This is a genomic window from Rhodococcus sp. Leaf225, from assembly GCF_001426145.1.
Classification (GTDB): Bacteria; Actinomycetota; Actinomycetes; order Mycobacteriales; family Mycobacteriaceae; genus Rhodococcoides.
Genome location: NZ_LMRN01000012.1, coordinates 411,077 through 430,512 on the forward strand (window position 1 = coordinate 411,077; position 19,436 = coordinate 430,512).

18 protein-coding genes are annotated in these 19,436 nt (G+C 68.7%); 8 read left to right on the top strand and 10 right to left on the bottom strand.

What is annotated here, in order from left to right; translation table 11 throughout:
• Positions 1-5: 5 nt before the first annotated feature.
• Genes ASG69_RS11635 through ASG69_RS11645 form a run of 3 tightly spaced genes read right to left on the bottom strand, consistent with a single transcriptional unit; the run spans position 6 to position 2,240 of the window.
• Positions 6-1,211, bottom strand: a complete 1,206-nt coding sequence (locus ASG69_RS11635) for an aminotransferase family protein (protein WP_056445275.1) — start codon at positions 1,209-1,211, stop codon at positions 6-8.
• A 57-nt stretch (positions 1,212-1,268) separates the two neighbouring features.
• Complete coding sequence (locus ASG69_RS11640) at positions 1,269-1,925, bottom strand: Pr6Pr family membrane protein (RefSeq protein ID WP_056444876.1); 657 nt, start codon at positions 1,923-1,925, stop codon at positions 1,269-1,271.
• Between the two features lie 48 nt (positions 1,926-1,973).
• Positions 1,974-2,240 (bottom strand): helix-turn-helix domain-containing protein, encoded by a 267-nt coding sequence (locus ASG69_RS11645; RefSeq protein ID WP_027505150.1) that lies wholly within the window; start codon positions 2,238-2,240, stop codon positions 1,974-1,976.
• Positions 2,241-2,319: 79 nt separating this feature from the next.
• On the opposite strand from ASG69_RS11645, the gene map reads away from it, so the two are divergent.
• Complete coding sequence (map, locus tag ASG69_RS11650; protein ID WP_027505149.1) at positions 2,320-3,087, top strand: type I methionyl aminopeptidase; 768 nt, start codon at positions 2,320-2,322, stop codon at positions 3,085-3,087.
• A 20-nt stretch (positions 3,088-3,107) separates the two neighbouring features.
• Positions 3,108-7,034 (top strand): ATP-dependent RNA helicase HrpA, encoded by a 3,927-nt coding sequence (gene hrpA, locus ASG69_RS11655; protein WP_056444879.1) that lies wholly within the window; start codon positions 3,108-3,110, stop codon positions 7,032-7,034.
• Between the two features lies 1 nt (position 7,035).
• Here the strand turns inward: hrpA and nrdR are convergent, their stop codons facing one another.
• Positions 7,036-7,533, bottom strand: coding sequence for a transcriptional regulator NrdR (gene nrdR, locus ASG69_RS11660; protein ID WP_056444882.1), 498 nt, complete (start codon positions 7,531-7,533; stop codon positions 7,036-7,038).
• Positions 7,534-7,645: 112 nt separating this feature from the next.
• On the bottom strand, positions 7,646-8,062 hold the full coding sequence (locus tag ASG69_RS11665) for a hypothetical protein (RefSeq protein WP_027505146.1): 417 nt from the start codon (positions 8,060-8,062) through the stop codon (positions 7,646-7,648).
• 263 nt (positions 8,063-8,325) lie between these two features.
• Here ASG69_RS11665 and lexA point away from each other — a divergent pair, with 263 nt between their 5' ends.
• Positions 8,326-9,108 carry a transcriptional repressor LexA gene (gene lexA, locus ASG69_RS11670; RefSeq protein WP_056444884.1) on the top strand — a complete coding sequence of 261 codons (783 nt, stop codon included), beginning with the start codon at positions 8,326-8,328 and terminating at the stop codon, positions 9,106-9,108.
• Positions 9,109-9,169: 61 nt separating this feature from the next.
• Here the strand turns inward: lexA and ASG69_RS11675 are convergent, their stop codons facing one another.
• The gene (locus tag ASG69_RS11675; RefSeq protein WP_027505144.1) at positions 9,170-10,312 is read right to left on the bottom strand and encodes an acyl-CoA dehydrogenase family protein; all 1,143 of its coding nucleotides are present in this window, start codon (positions 10,310-10,312) and stop codon (positions 9,170-9,172) included.
• 149 nt (positions 10,313-10,461) lie between these two features.
• On the opposite strand from ASG69_RS11675, the gene ASG69_RS11680 reads away from it, so the two are divergent.
• Entirely contained in the window at positions 10,462-10,767 is a 306-nt protein-coding gene (locus ASG69_RS11680) for a hypothetical protein (RefSeq protein WP_056444888.1), read from the top strand.
• 54 nt (positions 10,768-10,821) lie between these two features.
• Here ASG69_RS11680 and ASG69_RS11685 read toward each other — a convergent pair whose 3' ends face one another.
• The 4 genes from ASG69_RS11685 to ASG69_RS11700 all read right to left on the bottom strand — a co-directional run bounded on the left by ASG69_RS11685 (position 10,822) and on the right by ASG69_RS11700 (position 15,028).
• Entirely contained in the window at positions 10,822-11,445 is a 624-nt protein-coding gene (locus ASG69_RS11685) for an IMPACT family protein (protein ID WP_056444890.1), read from the bottom strand.
• A gap of 9 nt (positions 11,446-11,454) precedes the next feature.
• Positions 11,455-11,940, bottom strand: a complete 486-nt coding sequence (locus tag ASG69_RS11690; protein ID WP_156380497.1) for a hypothetical protein — start codon at positions 11,938-11,940, stop codon at positions 11,455-11,457.
• A 23-nt stretch (positions 11,941-11,963) separates the two neighbouring features.
• Positions 11,964-13,247 (bottom strand): uracil-xanthine permease family protein, encoded by a 1,284-nt coding sequence (locus tag ASG69_RS11695; protein WP_027505141.1) that lies wholly within the window; start codon positions 13,245-13,247, stop codon positions 11,964-11,966.
• 86 nt (positions 13,248-13,333) lie between these two features.
• Positions 13,334-15,028, bottom strand: a complete 1,695-nt coding sequence (locus ASG69_RS11700; protein WP_056444896.1) for a phosphoenolpyruvate--protein phosphotransferase — start codon at positions 15,026-15,028, stop codon at positions 13,334-13,336.
• Between the two features lie 181 nt (positions 15,029-15,209).
• Between ASG69_RS11700 and ASG69_RS11705 the strand changes: the two genes are divergently transcribed.
• The 4 genes from ASG69_RS11705 (at position 15,210) to ASG69_RS11720 (ending at position 19,375) form a co-directional block, all read left to right on the top strand.
• Complete coding sequence (locus ASG69_RS11705) at positions 15,210-15,977, top strand: DeoR/GlpR family DNA-binding transcription regulator (protein WP_027505139.1); 768 nt, start codon at positions 15,210-15,212, stop codon at positions 15,975-15,977.
• Positions 15,974-16,957 carry a 1-phosphofructokinase family hexose kinase gene (locus ASG69_RS11710; RefSeq protein ID WP_056444899.1) on the top strand — a complete coding sequence of 328 codons (984 nt, stop codon included), beginning with the start codon at positions 15,974-15,976 and terminating at the stop codon, positions 16,955-16,957. Before ASG69_RS11705 ends, ASG69_RS11710 begins: the two co-directional genes overlap by 4 nt.
• A gap of 50 nt (positions 16,958-17,007) precedes the next feature.
• Positions 17,008-19,044 carry a PTS fructose transporter subunit IIABC gene (locus ASG69_RS11715; RefSeq protein WP_056444900.1) on the top strand — a complete coding sequence of 679 codons (2,037 nt, stop codon included), beginning with the start codon at positions 17,008-17,010 and terminating at the stop codon, positions 19,042-19,044.
• 73 nt (positions 19,045-19,117) lie between these two features.
• Complete coding sequence (locus tag ASG69_RS11720; protein ID WP_027505136.1) at positions 19,118-19,375, top strand: HPr family phosphocarrier protein; 258 nt, start codon at positions 19,118-19,120, stop codon at positions 19,373-19,375.
• Positions 19,376-19,436 lie beyond the last annotated feature (61 nt).

The window sequence follows — 19,436 nt, forward strand, 5'->3', positions numbered from 1 at the left end:
GACGCTCAGCTCACCGTGGCGTCCAGCGCCCGCGCGGTGGCGGAGGCCATCTGTTCGACCTGCTCGTCGGTCATGACGAACGCCGGCGAGAACTGGATCGCGCCGTTTCCGGCCGCTCGCGCGGAGACACCTTCGCGGCGCAGAGTCTTGACGAACGGCATCGCGTAGGACGGATCGGCGAACTGCACCGCGGCGACGACACCCATCCCACTGCGGACCTCGCTGACCAGGTCGTGCGAGGCCAGGGGCGAGAGATGCCGGTGCAGCGTGGCTTCGAGGCGCGACGCGTGCGTCAGCAGGTCCTCGTTCTCGATGATGTCGAGGTTGGCCATGGCCGCGGCAGCGGCGCCGGCGTGACCGCCGTACGTGTAGCCGTGGCGCCACCAGGCGCCGCCCTCGTAGAACGGCTCGGCGACCCGCGGGGCGACGAAGACCGCACCCATCGGCACGTAGCCCGACGTCAGACCCTTCGCGGTGCACATCATGTCGGGCTCGAGGCCCAGCTTCGACGACGCGAACCACGCTCCGCCGATACGACCGAATCCGGTCACCACCTCGTCGGCCACGAACAGGATGTCGTGGTCGCGGCAGATCTGACGCACCTCGTGCAGGTAGCCCTCGGGCGGCAGGTAGACCCCGCCGGCACCGATGATCGGCTCGGCGAAGAACGCGGCGATGGTGTCCGCGCCCTCCTTCTCGATCAGTTCGAGCAGCGCCTTGCCCTCGTCCCACGCGACCGTCCGCGCGTCCGTCATCAGCTCGCCGTAGTTCTCCCGGTTCAGCGGGAGTCCGGACAGTGCGGTGCCGGCGACGTGCATGCCGTGGTACGCCTTCTGGCGGCCGACGACGACGGTCTTGCCGGGCTTGCCCATCTGGTGCCAGTAACGCCGGGCCAGCTTGGCAGCGGTGTCGATCGAGTCGGAGCCGCCCGAGGTGAAGAAGATCTTGCTGCCCGCGACGGGCGCGATCGCTGCGAGGCGGTCGGCGAGTTCCAGCGTCACGTCGGGAACGACGTCGCCGAACGTCGAGTAGTGCGCGAGCGTGGACAGCTGCCGCGCCACGGCGTCCGCGATGGCGGTGCGGCCGTGACCCACGTTCGTGAACCACAGACCCGCGGTGCCGTCGAGATACTCGGTGCCGGCCGTGTCCCAGATGCGCGCGCCCTCACCTCGGGCGACGACGAATCGGCCGCCGGACTCGACGGTGTGCATGTCGGCGAAGCCGTGCCAGAACGCGGAGGACGTGTGCTGGGGAGTGGTCACGAGAGGTCAGCCTAGGCCACTCGTGGCGTGCTTCCGCGACCGGCGGGACGCCGCCAGTTCGCCCACTCTGTCGACCGCCAGGGCGATGAGCAGGAACGCCACGACCAGGACGGCGAGCCCGATCGCGAGGGGGCCGTACCCCCGCTCCCGCGGGTCCAGGAACGGATACGGGTACCAGTCGACGATGGGCCCGCGGATCAGGCTGTAGACCCCGTAGACCACGGGAAAGACCAACCACAGCACCGGCCCGCTCTCCGCGCTGCGACGACGTGGTGGCGCCAGGATCCAGTCGAGAACGATGAGGACGGGCACGATGCGGTGCAGCACCGAGTTGGTCCACGCGTCCTGGATCTGCACGTCGACGTTCGACAGCAACACCGCGTACACGATCCCGGTGATCACCATGTAGGTCGTGGCCGCCCCGCGAAGCCTGTCGAAGGTCTCGGAGCGGGGATCGACGACCCCGCCGATCACGAAGACCACGACGGCCAGCACGTTGCTCAGCACGGTGAAGTAGCTGAAGAAGTTGGCTAGCGAGAATCCGGCGACGTCCGCGGACCGGACGGGGATCCAGATCAGGGCGGCCAGCCCGAGCAGCGCGGCGACGACTCGGAGAACGCGCAGCGCGACAGGGGTGGCGACGCGATCGTCCGGCGGAGTCATGGAGCGATCCTCACACGAGCGCGGTCCTCGGCGGCGAGCAACGAAGCACTAGATCGCGACGCGATGCTCCCTGTCGCCCTGCCATGCGTCCACCGCGTCGGATACCGGCAGTCCCAGTGCCGCACAGATCTGCAGCACGGTCCCGAAGCTGGGGCTCGCGATCCGACCCACCTCGATCTTGCGGAGCGTCTCGGGTGAGATCCGGGCGTCACGGGCGACGATCTCGGGGTCTCGTCCCGCTCGTGCGGCGCGCAGGACGGCGCCGAGGCGACGACCGGCCTCGACCTGCTCGGGACTCAGGGGAATGCGGACCACGAGGTCAGCATAGCGGTATTCCTGTACCGGTCTGCTACCGTTCGTTGGTATTGAAATACCGACAGGAAGCGGTGGACGGATGATCGAGCTCAAGGGCCCTGCCGAGATCGACAAGATGGCGGTGACCGGCGCGTTCGTGGCCGAGACACTGACGACGCTGTCGGAGCAGGCGCAGCCCGGCGTGAACCTGATGGATCTCGAGCATCACTGCCGCGACCTCGTCGCCACCCGCGGCGCGGTGTCCTGCTACTGGGACTACGCCCCCGAGTTCGGCAGCGGGCCGTTCCGCAACGTCATCTGCCTGTCGGTCAACGACCGTGTACTGCATGGCCTCCCGTTCGACCACACGCTCGCCGCAGGGGACGTCCTCAGCCTGGACTTCGCTGTCTCCATCGACGGATGGGTCGCCGACTCGGCGCTGACCGTCGTCGTCGGCGACAACCCTGATCCCGCAGACGTCGAACTGATCGAGAGCACCCGGCGCGCACTGGATGCCGGCATCGCCGCGGCCGTCGTCGGTGGGCGACTCGGGGACATCTCGGCGGCGATCGAGAACGTCGCCCGGGAGACCGGAAAGCAGGTCAACACAGATTTCGGTGGTCACGGCCTGGGCCGGACGATGCACGAGGACCCGCACGTGGCCAACGCCGGCCGTGCGGGATCGGGATTGACACTCCGGGCCGGCATGACACTCGCGTTGGAACCCTGGTGGTCCCGCGGGACGGCGAAGCTCGTCATGGACCCGGACGGATGGACCCTCCGGTCGGCCGACGGATCCATGACCGCCCATTCCGAGCACACCATCGCGATCACGGACGACGGGCCACGCATCCTGACACCGCGGTGACGGATAAACTGGCGTGAGCCATGTCGACATCTGCTCCCCCGTCCTCCGGACCCACCCGCCGCGACCTCACGGCCCGCCTGTCCGACCTCACCTTCCGTGACGCGCACAGGCTGCGCCGTCGGCTCGACCGCAGCCGCAAGCCCGCCGAACTCGAATCGATCGCTGCCGACATCGGCCGCGCCGAAGCCACGATCGCGGCTCGTCGAGCCTCCGTTCCCACGATCACGTACCCCGAGGCACTGCCGGTGTCCGCCCGCAAGGACGACATCGCAGCCGCCATCGCGGAGAACCAGGTCGTCATCGTCGCGGGCGAGACCGGCTCGGGCAAGACGACACAGATTCCGAAGATCTGCCTCGAGCTCGGTCGCGGCGTCCAGGGCGTCATCGGACACACACAGCCCCGGCGACTGGCCGCCAGGACGGTCGCGGAACGTATCGCCGACGAACTCGGGCAGGAGATCGGCGACGCCGTCGGTTACACGGTGCGCTTCACCGACCACTCCAGCGACAACACCCTCGTCAAGCTGATGACGGACGGCATCCTGCTCGCCGAGATCCAGCGGGATCGGCTGCTGCGTCGGTACGACACGATCATCATCGACGAGGCGCACGAGCGCAGCCTCAACATCGACTTCATCCTGGGATATCTCGCCCGGTTGCTCCCCCAGCGTCCCGATCTGAAGGTCATCGTCACCTCGGCCACCATCGACCCTGGCCGCTTCGCGCACCACTTCGCGGTGAACGGCGTCGACGCGCCGATCGTCGAGGTGTCGGGCCGGACGTTCCCCGTCGAGGTCCGGTATCGGCCGCTCACTGTCGAGAACGGCGAGCAGACCATCGAACTCGACCCGGTCGACGCCACGTGCGACGCCGTCGAGGAACTGCTCACCGAACCGGAGGGCGATGTCCTCGTGTTCCTGTCGGGCGAGCGCGAGATCCGCGACACCGCCGATGCTCTGAAGGACCGCCGACTGCGCAACGTCGAGATTCTTCCGCTCTACGCCCGGCTGTCGGCAGCCGAGCAGCACCGCGTCTTCACCGGCCACACCGGTCGACGAGTCGTGTTGTCCACCAACGTCGCCGAGACGTCGCTCACCGTGCCCGGCATCCGGTACGTCGTCGACCCCGGAACCGCGCGCATCTCGCGGTACTCGCTGCGCACCAAGGTGCAGCGTCTGCCGATCGAACCCATCTCGCAGGCGTCGGCCCGCCAGCGTGCCGGCCGGTGCGGTCGCGTCGCGGACGGCATCTGCATCCGGCTGTACTCGGAGGAGGACTTCGAGGCCCGCCCCGAGTACACGGATCCCGAGATCCTGCGCACGAACCTCGCATCGGTGATCCTGCAGATGGCCTCGCTGGGACTGGGCCGAATCGACGCGTTCCCGTTCGTCGAGGCACCGGACCCGCGCAGCATCCGTGACGGCCTGGGCCTGCTCGACGAACTCGGGGCGCTCGGGTCGCAGGGCGAGGACGGGCCCGTCCTCACCTCGCTCGGCAAGGAGCTCGCCGGCCTCCCGGTCGACCCGCGCATGGCGCGCATGCTGGTCGAGGCCAACCGCAACGGATGCCTGCGGGAAGTTCTCGTCATCGTATCGGCGCTCTCGATCCAGGACGTGCGCGAGCGGCCCGCGGAGCATCAGCAGGCCGCCGACGAGATGCACAAGCGTTTCGTGGTGGAAGGTTCGGACTTTCTCGCACTGTGGCAACTGTGGACGTATCTGGGAGACCAGCGCCGAGAGCTGTCCTCGAACCAGTTCCGACGCATGTGCCGATCGGAATTCCTGCATTACCTGCGCATCCGCGAATGGCAGGACCTGCACGGTCAGCTGCGCCAGATCACGCGCGGCCTGGGCTGGACCATGCCTGACGCGGGCGACTCCTCGGAGCCGAACCATGCCGTGATCCACCAGGCACTGCTGCCGGGTCTGTTGTCGCACATCGGTCTTCGTGAGGGCGACAAGAAGGATTTCCTCGGAGCACGTGGGTCGACCTTCGCCGTCTTCCCCGGTTCGAGCCTGTTCCGCAAGCCGCCGCGCTGGATCATGGCGGCCGAACTCGTGGAGACCAGCAGACTCTGGGCCCGGATGGGTGCGCGCATCGAACCCGAATGGGCCGAGAAGCTGGCCCCGCACCTGATCAAACGCCAGTACTCGGAGCCGCACTGGTCGACGAAGCGCGAAGTGGCGATGGCCTACGAACGCGTCACGCTGTACGGCATTCCTCTCGCCGCCAGTCGGCCCGTCACCTTCAGCGGTATCGATGCCGAGGTGTCTCGCGACTTGTTCATCCGCCACGCTCTCGTACAGGGCGAGTGGCGGACGCACCACCGCTTCTTCCACGCGAACCAGGAGATGCGCAGCGACGCCGAGGAACTGGAGTCGCGCGCCCGCCGACGCGACATCGTCGTCGACGACGACACCCTCTTCGCCTTCTACGACGAGCGTGTACCTGCGACCGTGGTGTCGGCCCGTCACTTCGACCGGTGGTGGAAGAAGGCGTCCCGCACGACGCCGGACCTGCTCGACTTCGACCGCGCCACCGTCGTCAACCCGGACGCCGCCGCGGTCGTCGAGGGCGACTACCCCGACGCCTGGCGTCAGGGCGAGGCGCAGTTCCCCCTGACCTACCAGTTCGAGCCGGGCAAGGAGGACGACGGCGTCACCATCACCATTCCCATCGCCCTCCTCCCCCGCGTCGCCGACGTCGGATTCGATTGGCTCGTCCCCGGCATGCGCGTCGAGTTGGTGACGGCCCTGATCAAGACTCTTCCGAAGGAGTTGCGCCGCAACGTCGTCCCAGCGCCCGACCACGCGGTGGCCGCCGTCGCGGCGATGCGACCGAGGACGGAACCACTACTGGTCGCACTGTCGTGTGAACTCACCCGCATGGGCGCCGTGCCGATCGCACCGTCGGATTTCGACCCGTCCGCGCTGCCCCGCCACCTGAAGATGACGTTCGTGGTGGTCGACGATCGCGGCCGTCGACTGGACAAGGACACGTCCCTCTCCGCCTTGCGCACCCGACTCGGTGCCGCCGCGGCCGCTGCGGTCGGCGTCGCCGCCAAGGACTCGGAGAAGGCCCCGGTGACACGGTGGACGTCCGAGACCATCGGCACACTCGAGCCCACCGTCACCCGAACGGTCAACTCGCAGAAGGTGACCGGGTATCCCGCCCTGGTTCCCGAGAAGGGCGGGGTCGCCGTTCGTGTCCTGGGCACCGCCGCCGAGCAGCGAGCAGCGATGCGCGAGGGCACCCGACGCCTCCTGCTCGACGCCATCCCATTGTCGACGAAGAACCTGCTCACCGGACGCTCCCCGGCTCAGCGGCTCGCGCTGGGGCAGAATCCGCACGGAAGCATCGAAGCGTTCGTCGAGGACTGCCGCACCCTCGCGGCCGACGAGCTCATGATGAAGCACGGCGGCCCGGTGTCCACGCCCGAGGCGTATGCAGTGCTGGAGAAGGCGGTCCGGGGCGAGCTCGCCGGCCGGACGGCCGCGGTGCTCCGGGTGGCGGAACCATCTCTCGGTGCCGCGACGAGGGTCCGCCTCGCACTCGACGACGCGACGGGTGATGCCGCGGACGACGTGCGCCAGCAGCTCGACGGGCTGATCTTCCCCGGATACGTCTTCGAGACCGGCGAAGCGCACCTGCCACATCTTCCGCGCTACCTCGAGGCGGCCGAGCGCCGACTTCGCGCATTCCCGTCCAGCGCTCGCCGCGACGCGGCGGGGATGGACGTGCTGGACCGCGTCTATGCGGACTACGACGCCCTGCTCGGGTCGGTACCGGACTCGGTGGGCCGCAGCGATGCCGTGCGGGAGATCGCCTGGATGATCGAGGAGTTGAGGGTCAACCTGTTCGCTCAGACCCTGGGAACGCTGTACCCGGTGAGCGAGAAGCGGGTGCGCAAGGCCATCGACGACGTCCGACGTGCGGTGCGGCGCTGACTCACCGCTGAGCGGCGGGCTCCGCGTCCCGGGCGGGGGCGGCATCATGCTCGGCGCGGTGGCGACGAAGGTCCTCGATCTCGCGCTCGAAGTCGTCCGCACTGCTGAACGAGCGGTAGACGGAGGCGAATCGGAGGTAGGCCACCTCGTCGAGATCGCGCAGTGGCCCGAGGATGGCGAGCCCTACCTCGTTGCTGGGGATCTCGGCCGACCCGGAAGCCCGCACCGTGTCCTCGACCTGCTGGGCGAGGAGGACGAGCGCGTCGTTGTCGACCTGGCGGCCCTGGCAGGCCCGACGGACTCCCTTGACCACCTTCTCGCGACTGAACGGCTCACTCACGCCACTGCGTTTCACGACGGAGAGCACTGCTGTCTCCACCGTGGTGAAGCGTCGACCGCACTCGGGGCAGGAACGACGCCGCCGGATCGCCTGGCCCTCTTCCGCTTCACGCGAATCGACGACGCGCGAGTCGGGGTGACGGCAGAACGGGCAGTGCATCGGACAGAGACCCCTCGATGGCTCAGGCATTTCCCGAGCGCCACGGCGGCTCTCGGTGTGTCCAGCGTACCGGGACGGCCTTCCGCGGCCCCGGGGGCGTGTCCGGCCGGTGTCAGCGTCCGGAGACGACGCCCATCTCCACCTGCTCCGAGATGGACGGCTGTGCCGGAACGTCGGCGGAGCGCATGTTCGCCAACCCCACCAGCCCCAGAACGGACACTGCTGTGATCAGCGCCACAGCGATGGGCGTCGCGAATCCGTGTCCCCGACGAGTGCGGTGTTCGACCTGCGAGACACCGTTCGAGCGGCGACGGTAGTCGACAGTGCCGCCGTCGGGGCGGCGGGAGTCGCGCGGAGCGGGGCTGCGGCGGACCGTGGTGCGCTCGCGCACGTCGGTCGTCGTGGACCCGGCCGCGCGGTCGGCCACACCCCAGTAGGAATCGTCGTCGCAGGTCCAGCGCGTGCGGACGGGTGCATGCATGTCGATGGAACGTGCGGTGCCGACAGTCAGCAGGTCACTTCGAGTCATTGCAACCACTCCTTGTGGATAGCCGGTGGCCGTCCGCGTCGCCGATGCACCGAGGTGTTCGAACAACACATTCGCCCACGCGTTCGAATGAACGCATGTTCGATGTATAGCAGTCCGGTCCGACAAAGTGCATCGAACACGCGACACGCTTCGAACAGGTGTTTGATCCGAGTCCCGTTTCGGTTTAGGTTCGACACACGCACAACGGACGTGACACCAGCACCACCTGCCCCACGTCCACTGCTACCGATGGAGGTATCTCGATGAAGGACGACAGCTCATCCGGCACGGTCGGCGGGCGCGCGTCAGCGACCGGCTCGGCCACGACCGCCGACACCGAGTCCGGTCTCACCGAACGTCAGCGGCGAGTGCTCGAGGTGATCCGTGCGTCGGTCGTCGAACGCGGCTATCCGCCGAGCATCCGGGAGATCGGTGATTCCGTCGGATTGACGTCCACCTCGTCGGTCGCGCATCAACTGCGCACCCTCGAACGCAAGGGGTTCCTGCGCCGCGACCCCAACCGTCCCCGCGCCGTCGACGTGCGTCTGCCGGGCGAGAACGGGCGCCCCGAAGAGGTCTCTGCCGTCGCGCAGGACGATCTCGTCGCCGCGGACACCACGAATCACCTCGACAGCGCGGACACACCGTCGTCGGACGACGATCGCCTGCCCGCACCGACCTTCGTCCCCGTCCTGGGACGTATCGCCGCGGGTGGTCCGATTCTCGCGGAGCAGGCCGTCGAGGACGTGTTCCCGCTTCCGCGCGAGCTCGTCGGGTCCGGCTCGCTGTTCCTTCTCCGCGTCGTCGGTGAGTCGATGATCGACGCCGCCATCTGCGACGGTGACTGGGTGGTCGTGCGTCAGCAGAACGTGGCCGACAACGGGGACATCGTCGCCGCCATGATCGACGGAGAGGCCACCGTCAAGACGTTCAAGCGGACTGGTGGGGACGTCTGGCTGCTCCCCCACAACGACCTGTTCGAGCCCATTCCCGGGAACGACGCCGTGGTGCTGGGCAAGGTCGTCACCGTGATGCGCAAGCTCTGATTCCGGACACACGAACGCCGGCGCTGGATGTCCAGCGCCGGCGTCGTCGTGTTCGAGGTTCCTACAGGTCCAGACCGCGACCGATGATCTCCTTCATGATCTCCGTCGTGCCGCCGTAGATGGTCTGCACGCGGGAGTCCATGTACGCCTTGGCGATCGGGTACTCCTTCATGTAGCCGTAGCCACCGTGCAGCTGCAGGCACCGGTCGATGAGCTTGACCTGGTTCTCGGTGGTCCACCACTTCGCCATGGCGGCTTCCTGGACCGACAGCTCGTTCGCGTTGAGCTGCTCGATGTACTTGTCCACCATGATGCGGACGGCAGTCGTCTCGGTCGCGCACTCCGCCAGCACGAATCGCGTGTTCTGGAACTTGCCGATCGGCTTGCCGAACGCCTTGCGGTCCTTGCAGTACTGGATCGTCATCGCGAGCGCGGACTCCATCGCGGCAGCCGCGACGACGGCGATCGACAGGCGCTCCTGCGGCAGGTTCTGCATCAGGTAGATGAAGCCCATACCCTCCTGACCGAGCATGTTGGCGGCGGGGATGCGGACGTCGGTGAAGCTGAGCTCCGCGGTGTCCTGCGCCTTCATACCGATCTTGTCGAGGTTGCGGCCGCGCTCGAAGCCCGGCATGTCGCGCTCGACGACGAACAGGCTGAAGCCCTGCGCGCCCTTCTCCGGATCGGTGCACGCCACCACGATGACGATGTCGGCGTTGATGCCGTTGGTGATGAACGTCTTGGAGCCGTTGAGCACCCAGTCGTCACCGTCACGGACGGCCTTGGTCTTGATGCCCTGCAGGTCACTGCCCGTGCCCGGCTCGGTCATCGCGATCGCGGTGATCAGCTCACCGGAGCAAAAGCCGGGCAGCCAGCGCTGCTTCTGCTCGTCGTTCGTCAGCTCGATGAGGTACGGAGCGACGACGTCGTTGTGCAGCGTGAACCCGATGCCGCTGTACCCACCGGCCGTGGTCTCCTCGGTGACGATGGCGTTGTAGCGGAAGTCCTTGACTCCGCCGCCGCCGAACTCCTCCGGCACTGCCATGCCCAGGAAGCCCTGCTTACCGGCCTCGACCCAGACACCTCTGTCGACGATGTTCTGCGTCTCCCACTCCGCGTGATGCGGCGCGACGTGCTGCTCGAGAAACTTCTTGTACGAGCTGCGGAACAGGTCGTGCTCGGGCTCGAACAACGTGCGCTTCATGGTTCTCCTCGTTAGGCGTACGGCGGATCTGTCTCGAGCCTAGAACCAGGTACGAGCGGGGTCGATGACCAGTGCGAGCACGTTCGGTGACCTCGGCGTCAGCCGATATCGCCTGGCCCGTCCGCAATCGGCTCCGTAACCTCTGCGCGATGCCTTCTCACTTCCATGTCTCGTCGTCACGTAACCGCGACTCAATCTCGCGGTTCGGGCTGGACTGGCAGCGCATGGGTGCGGCACGGGGCATCGCAGGCAGCAATGAGCCCGAGCAGCAGGGATGCTTTCTGGCGCGAGACGAGTGGGAGTGTGACTGGTTCGTCCGGATGAACAACACCGGCGGGCCGGTCGATGTCTGGGAAGTGGCAGGTATCCGTTCCTCCGATCTCGTCGAGTCGCCTCACCACTACTTCTACTACCCCGGCGTGATTCCGCCCGCGCGGCTCACACGGCGTCACTGACTCGAATCCGGTGTGCTGAGCCGCGGTATCCGCGGCTCAGCGCACCCAGCCGCCTCACGGCCCGAGCACCCACCGGTGCCCGACGCGCTCGGCCACCACACCGCCGCCGGTCGCGGACGCGAGGACACCGTCGAGCCGGTCGCCGTCACCGATCACCCGGAGCCGCACGTCGGATCCGTAGGCGACGTCGTCGACGGCGAATCCGTGCACTCGCAGGACGCCCTCCACCCGACCGGCATCAGCATGGGACAAGTCCATCTCGAGGACGTCGACTCGCGCGAGCTCGCCGACCTCCGCGCGGTCGAGCGCCGCACTCACCGCGCCCGAATACGCGCGAACCAGGCCACCGGCGCCGAGCTTGACGCCCCCGAACCACCGACTGACGACGGCCACCACATCGACCAGGTCGCGGCCGGTCAGCACGCCGAGCATCGGAACACCTGCCGTACCGCCAGGTTCGCCGTCGTCCGATGCGCGCTGACGGCGGTGCTCCTGATCTGCGCCGACGACGAAAGCCCAACAGTGGTGGCCCGCATCGGGAAACTCTGCCGACACCGCAGCGACCACGTCGAGCGCCTCGGACTCGGTGTGGACGGTGACCACGCGGGCGAGGAACCGGCTCCGCTCGATCACCGTTTCCGCATCGACGTGTCGGGTCGAGACGAGGGCATGCGGCACGGAACCAGCCTAGATCCGGTGCAGAAATCGTCGGTGAGCGACGAAATCTGCACCGGATCGCGTGACCCGGCGGTTGTGCCGAGCCTGCAGGACGAGGGGCGGCAGAACCCAGGCGACGATTGCCAGAGTCACCCACCAGTACTGACCCGGCACGCCGTTCAGAGCGAAGCCGACGACCACCACCGCCGAACCACTGGCACTCCGCAGCAGGTCGACGTCACGGCGACGCACCGCGGGGCCGCGCAACCAGGAGATGCGCTGGTCGCCGCTCTCGCGCACGGTCCGCATCGTCGACGCAACGGCGAGAACCACAGCAACGATCAGGGCAACAGCCGCAACGGCCGCACGAGCAACAGAGTTCGGCAGCGCGAAGGTCGCCACGACGATTGCAACCCAGACGACGCCGATCAGCGGAACCTTCCACGCCGGCGTCGACGGCCACTCGTCCGGCGCGAGGCGCACGGGTCGCATCGGGTCGAGGTGTGGGTGGCTCACCGCTTCAGCGTGGCACAGACCGCTCAGTCTCGTCGCCGCTCCGACAGCGCGCGCAGCACCGGGTACGCGACCAGGATGCCGACCGAGCCCCACACGATGCCGCCGAGTTCGACGGATCCGATGGTCAGCGTCAAGTCACCGACACCGGCGACGAGGGCGGCCGCCGCGACCATCAGGTTGAGCGGCTTGGTGAAGTCGATCCCCGCTTCCTGCCAGATCCGCACGCCGAGAAGGCCGATGAGACCGTAGAGCACGAGCGTCGCGCCGCCGATCACACCGCTCGGGACCGTGAAGATCAGAGCGCCGAACTTCGGGGAGAACGAGAGCACCAGCGCCGTGGCGGCGGCGACCCAGTAGGCAGCGGTGGAGTACACGCGGGTGGCGGCCATGACGCCGATGTTCTCCGCGTAGGTCGTGGTGCCCGAACCACCACCGGCACCGGCGAGGACGGTCGCCGCGCCGTCCGCCATGAGGGCGTCACCGGCGACGTCGTCGAGGGACCGACCCGTCATCGCCGCGACCGCCTTCACGTGACCGACGTTCTCGGCGACGAGCACCACGACGACGGGCAGTGCGACGAGCACGACGGACAGCTGGAACGAAGGGCCCGTGAACTCGGGCAGTCCGATCCACGACGCGCTACCGAGTGCGTCGACGCGTGCGGGATCGAGAGCACCGGTGACGGCAGCGAACACCCATCCCACGACGACGCCGACGAGGATGCCGAGGCGGCCGATCAGCCCCGGCACCGCGACGGTGACCAGCAGGACCGCCACGAGAGTCACGGTCGCGACGAGCGGCTGAGCTTCGTACGAGGTCGCGGCGGTGGACGCGAGGTTCAGGCCGATGAGCGCCACGATCGCGCCGGTCACGAGCGGCGGCATGACGGCGTCGAGGACGCGGCTCCCTGCCAGCCGGACGAGCAGGCCGACCAGGAACAACACCACGCCCACCACGAGCACCGCGCCGAGCTGCGCAGCGGGACCGTCGCCCGCCGTCGCCGCCAAGGGTGCGATGAAGGCGAAGGACGAGCCCAGGTAGCTCGGGATCCGGCCGCGCGTGGCCAACAGGAAGATCGCGGTACCCAGACCGGAGAAGAACAGCGTCGTCGTGACCGGGAACCCGGTGATGGTCGGCACCAGCAGAGTGGCGCCGAACATCGCGACGACATGCTGCATCCCGATCCCGATCGTGCGCGGCCACGAGAGCCGTTCGTCCGGAGCGACGACCGCGTCGGGCGCCACGGTGCGACCGTCACCGTGGACGGACCAGCGAGGGAAGAACTGCCTGGATCGAGTTGTCGTCACGGCGGAAATGATGTCATGCGGGAAGGCCGGAGGCCGGTCGGCAGGTCACCGGGAAGGCCGGAGGGCGGCCGGAGGGCGGGAGCGCATCACCCGAGCAGGCCGGCGGCCACCTCGCGTGCTTCGGCCGGGCTGGAGGTGGACAGCACGGCCTCGGCCGCGGCCCTGCACTGCTCGAGCGTCACGGTGCCGAGCTTCGCGCCGACACCGGCCACGGCGGCCGACGCGGCCGAGAGGGACGTGACGCCGAAGCCGACGAGGACACAGGCCAACAACGGGTCCGCGGCGGCCTCTCCGCAGACTCCGACAGGCTTGTTCACCGCTGCGCCGGCCTTCGCCGCGTGGGCGACGAGCGTCAGGACGGCGGGCTGCCACGGATCGGTCAGTGCGGCCAGGTCGGCGGACATGCGGTCGGCCGCCATCGTGTACTGCGCGAGGTCGTTGGTTCCGATGGACAGGAAGTCGACGTGATCGAGGATCCGGTCCGCGAGCAGCGCCGCGGCGGGCACCTCGATCATGACGCCGGGGGTGAGCCCGCGTTCCCGCACGTCGGCGGCGAAGGCCTGCGCCTCGGCGGACGTGGCGATCATCGGGGCCATCACCCACGGGGACGACTCGGTCGAGGCCGCCGCGGCCGCGATGGCGTCGAGCTGGCGGTGCAGGATGCCGCGATTGCCCTCGGCGATACGGATGCCGCGCACTCCGAGGGCCGGGTTGGCCTCGTCGGCGTGGTTCGCGAAGCGCAGCGGCTTGTCCGAGCCGGCGTCGAGCGTGCGGACGACCACCTTGGTGCCCTCGAACGCGGTGAGCACCTCGGCGTAGATCGAGGCCTGCTCGTCGACGGTGGGCTCGACGTCGCGGTCGAGGAAGCTGAGTTCGGTGCGGAAGAGTCCGACGCCGTCGGCTGCGGTCGACCGGGCTGCGCGAGCGCCGGCGCCGTCCTGCACGTTCGCGAGGATGTCGACACGGTGACCGTCGGACGTCCGGCCCGGCCCGCTCCAGTCGGCGACCTCGGCGAGGTGGGTGGCCGATTCCTCGACCGCGGAGCGTGCCGTGGACGGATCGGGCTCGATCTCGATGCGGCCGGTGGTGCCGTCCACCATGACGAGCGTCCCGGCGGGGACGTCGTCGAGGCCCGTCGCCGCGACGATGCACGGGATGCCGAGCTGACGGGCGATGATCGCGGTGTGGCTGGTGGGTCCACCGAGCGAGGTCGCGAGGCCGACGACCAGCGTGGCGTCGAGTCCCGCGGTGTCGGCGGGTGCGAGGTCCTCCGCCAGGAGAACCGAGGGCTCCGACGGGGTGGGCACGCCGGGCTCCGGGAGATCGGACAGCTCGGCGATCACGCGGTCGCAGATGTCCATGAGGTCGGTGATGCGCTCGGCCATGCGTCCGCCGAGCTTGGCGAACATGGCGACGAACTGGTCCGTCGCGGTGACGGCGGCGTACGCGGCGTCGGAACCCTTGCCGATGGCCTTGACGCCGGCGCCGATCCACCCGCGGTCCTCGGCCATCGCGGCGTTGGCGGCGAGCACCTCGGACGCGGAGCCGGTTGCCAATGCGGCACGGGCATGCAGACGTCGACCGACCTCGGCCGCCGCGGCGCGGAAGCGCTCCTTCTCTGCATCTCGCGCGTCCTCGGCGATCTCGACGGCTGTGTCGGGACGTGAGGGGCGCGGCGCCGGGCGGATCGCGGGGCCGTAGCCGACGCCGGGCACCACCGGCGTGCCCTGCACCGCGTGGGCCGTCGGCTGTGCCTCGTTCGCGGTGAGCGATCCCGTCATCTGCTTCCTCCTGCTGCGCGGTGGTGCGGGGGCATCTCGCCTACCCGCTGTGCATCGCGTCTCCCGCGATGGCTCTTGTGACTCAGATTACTCGAACCTCTTGACATGTCAACAGAGACGGGCGTAAAACAACATAAACCAACAGTGAAACAACGGATCGGACGGAGGGGCGGTGAACACGATGTACGCGGAAGAGCGGCAGAACGCCATCGCCGGCCTCATCGGACAGCGCGGTCGCGTCTCCGTCGCCGACCTGGCCGACACGTTCGGTGTCACCACCGAGACCGTGCGCCGTGACCTGGCCTCGCTCGACCGTATGGGCGTCGTGCGCCGAGTCCACGGTGGCGCAGTGCCCGCCACGTCGGTCACCGCGGTGGAGCCAGGGATGGCCGAGCGCGAACACACCCGCGCGAAGGAGAAGGACCGCATCGCCGCTGCCGCCCTCGCCTACCTGCCTGCACCCGGCGGATCCATCGCGCTCGATGCCGGCACCACCACCGGTCGCCTCGCCGCGCTGATCCCCGTCGAGTCGGATCTGACGGTGGTGACCAACTCGCTTCCCATCGCGACGCGTCTCGCCGCGGTTCCGTCCCTCGATCTCCACCTGCTCGGTGGCCGCGTCCGCGGTGTCACGCAGGCGACCGTCGGCGAGGACACCCTGCGAGTGCTCGGGACCGTGCGTGTCGACGTGACGTTCATGGGCACCAACGCGATCAGCGTCGGCCACGGTCTCTCGACTCCCGACACCGACGAGGCCGCCGTCAAGCGCGCGATGGTGAGCGCGGCGGACCGCGTGATCGTCGTCGCGGACTCGGCCAAGATCGGCCTGCAGTTCTTCATGTCCTTCGCCGCACTCGACTGTGTGGACGTCCTCGTCACCGACGACGGCATCACCGACACCGACTGCACCCGTCTGCAGCAACACGGATTGGAGGTGGTGGTCGCATGATCCTCACCCTGACGGCCAACCCCAGCATGGATCGCACGGTCTCCCTCGACGTGCCGTTGGTGCGCGGATCGGTGCATCGCAGCGCACTGACCACGACGGAGCCCGGCGGCAAGGGGGTCAACGTCGCACGCGTCGTCACCTCCGCCGGTCGGACCGCCACCGCGGTACTCCCGTGCAGCGGTTCCGATCCGCTGCTCAGCGCGCTCGGCACCCTCGGAGTCCGGTACCACGCCGTACCCACGTCGGGTGTCGCGCGCACGAACCTGACCATCAGCGAGTCCGACGGCACGACGACCAAGATCAACGAGCCCGGGGCCGGACTCGCGCCCGAGACGGTCGACGCCCTGATGGCGTCCGTCCTGGAACTCGCGCAGCGCGCCGACTGGGTCGTCCTGTCCGGATCGATCCCGCCCGGAATCGACGCCACCTGGTACGGCCGCCTCGTCACCGCGCTGCACGAGGTGTCGGCCAAGGTCGCGGTGGACACCTCCGACGATCCGCTCTCGGCACTCGCCGCCGGCTTCCCGGCGACGGCACCCGATCTGATCAAGCCGAACGCGGAAGAACTCGCGCACCTCACCGGCCACGACGGCGCCATGCTCGAAGCCAGTGCCGCACAGGGTGACCCGTATCCCACGGTCGAGGCCGCGCGCATTCTCGTCGACCGCGGAGTGGCTGCCGTCCTGGCGACACTCGGTGGGTCCGGGGCCGTCCTGGTCACCGCGACAGGGTCGTGGTTCGCCACCCCTCCCCCGATCACCCCGCGAAGCACCGTCGGCGCGGGCGACTCGTCGTTGGCCGGATACATCCTGGCCGATCTCGACGGCGAGGACGGTGCCGGTCGACTCGCCCGGGCCGTCGCCTACGGATCCGCAGCCGCCGCCCTACCGGGCACCCGGTTGCCGACGCCGTCCGACGTCGACGTCACTGCCGTCCCCGTCCACACCCTCGACTCGTCACCCGCCGTACCCCAGTCCTGAAAACCCCAGTCCTGATCCCCCAGCTCCACTCCACTCCCAGAGGAAACGACATGTCCAGTCCCACCACGGCTCACGATGCCAAGCCCGGCATCATCGCCGAGGACCTCATCCTGCTCGACGCCGATCTCGGCTCGACGAAGGACGATGTCATCGCCCGCCTCGCTCGCGTCCTCACCGACGCGGGCCGTGCATCGGATGCCGACGCCCTGCGCGACGCCGCGATGGCTCGTGAGGCGCAGTCGGCCACCGGCCTGCCCGGCGGCATCGCGATTCCACACTGCCGCTCCGCCGCGGTCACGACGGCATCGCTCGGATTCGCTCGCCTGAACCCGAAGGTCGAGTTCGGCGCACCCGACGGCGACGCGGACCTGGTCTTCCTCATCGCCGCACCGGAGGGCGCCGGCGCGGAGCACATGAAGCTGCTGTCCTCGCTCGCACGCGCGCTGGTCAAGCCCGCATTCGTGACGTCGCTGCGCGAGGCGGCCACCCCCGCCGACGTCGTCGCACTGGTCGAGGGCGTTCTGGCCCCCAAGCCTCCGAAGGCTGCGACTCCCGTCACGACCACGAAGACCGCTCCTCCCGCTCCGACCGCCACGGCGGACGCTGCCAAGCACATCGTCGCCATCACCGCGTGCCCCACCGGCATCGCCCACACCTACATGGCCGCCGACTCCCTCAAGGACGCCGGCGACCGTGCGGGCGTCACCGTGCACGTCGAGACGCAGGGCTCGAGCGGCTCCACGGCACTGGACCCGGCGCTCATCGCGTCGGCCGAGGCCGTCATCTTCGCGACCGACGTGGGCGTCAAGGGCCGCGAGCGCTTCGCGGGCAAGCCCGTCATCGAGTCCGGCGTCAAGCGCGCGATCAACGAGCCCGACAAGATGGTTGCCGAGGCTCTGCGGGCCGGCGGTGACCCGAACGCCGCACGCGTCTCCGGTACCGCACCGGGAGCGTCCGCTGCGGCCGCTGCCGGTGGACTCGGCTGGGGCACCCGGTTGCGCCAGATCCTCCTGACCGGTGTCAGTTACATGATCCCGTTCGTGGCGGCCGGTGGACTCCTCATCGCCCTCGGCTTCCTTCTCGGTGGATACGAGATCAAGGGTGTCGCCGAGGACATCATGACCAACAACAGCCTCACCAACCTGCCCGACGGCGGGCTCCGCATCTTCATCGGCGCGGTGCTGTTCCAGCTCGGCGGCCTGGCCTTCGGCTTCCTCGTCCCGGCCCTGTCCGGTTACATCGCCTTCGCCATCGCGGACCGTCCCGGTCTGGCTCCCGGCTTCACCGCCGGTGCGGTGGCCCTGTTCGTCGGTGCCGGCTTCATCGGTGGCCTCGTCGGTGGCCTCATCGCCGGCTTCGTGGCGCTGTGGATCAGCCGGATCGCGGTGCCGCCGTGGCTCCGTGGCCTGATGCCAGTCGTCATCATCCCGCTGGGTGCGACCCTCGTCGTCGGCGGTCTGATGTTCCTCGTGCTGGGCCGCCCGCTCGCTGCCATCACCACCGGCCTGACCAACTTCCTCAACGGCCTCTCGGGCTCGTCGGTCATCATCCTCGGCATCATCCTGGGCCTCATGATGTGCTTCGACCTCGGTGGACCGGTGAACAAGGCCGCCTACGCCTTCGCTACCGCCGGGCTCAGCGTCGACAACGAGGCATCGCTGCGCATCATGGCCGCCGTCATGGCTGCCGGTATGGTTCCCCCGCTCGCCATGGCACTCTCGTCGACTCTGCGTCCGAAGCTCTACAGCGAGGCAGAGCGCGAGAACGGCAAGGCTGCATGGCTTCTCGGAGCTGCGTTCATCTCCGAAGGTGCGATCCCGTTCGCCGCGACCGACCCTCTGCGCGTCATCCCCTCGATGATGGCCGGCGGCGCTGTGACCGGCGCCCTGATCATGTCCTTCGGGACGACGCTCAGCGCGCCCCACGGCGGACTGCTGGTGTTCTTCGCGATGAACAACTTCTTCCTGTTCCTGCTGGCTCTGGCGATCGGCACCGTGGTCTCCGCGGCGCTCATCACCGCCGCCAAGCAGTTCGCCGGCAAGAAGCCTGCGGAGATCGTCGACGAACCCGTCGCCGTCGCAGCCTGACACCCACGTCACCACCCCCACAGCTGGCAGTATCGACACCAGCACTCACCTGACGAAGAAGGAGATCACCACGATGCCCAGCACCACGGTCACGGTCGGATCCGCCATCGGCCTGCACGCCCGTCCCGCCGCCGTCATCGCCGAGGCGGTCGCCGACTCCGGCGTCGACGTCACCCTCGAGGTGGAGGGCGAAGAGGCCGTCGACGGCGGCTCCGCGCTCATGATCATGACGCTGGGGGCCACCAAGGGCACCGAGGTCACGATCACCAGTGATGATCAGGCCACGCTCGACAAGGTCGCCGCACTGGTCGCGTCGGACCTCGACGCCTGATCTTCCGCACAGACGACGACGGCCCCCACACACCGTGGGGGCCGTCGTCATGTGTGCTTCT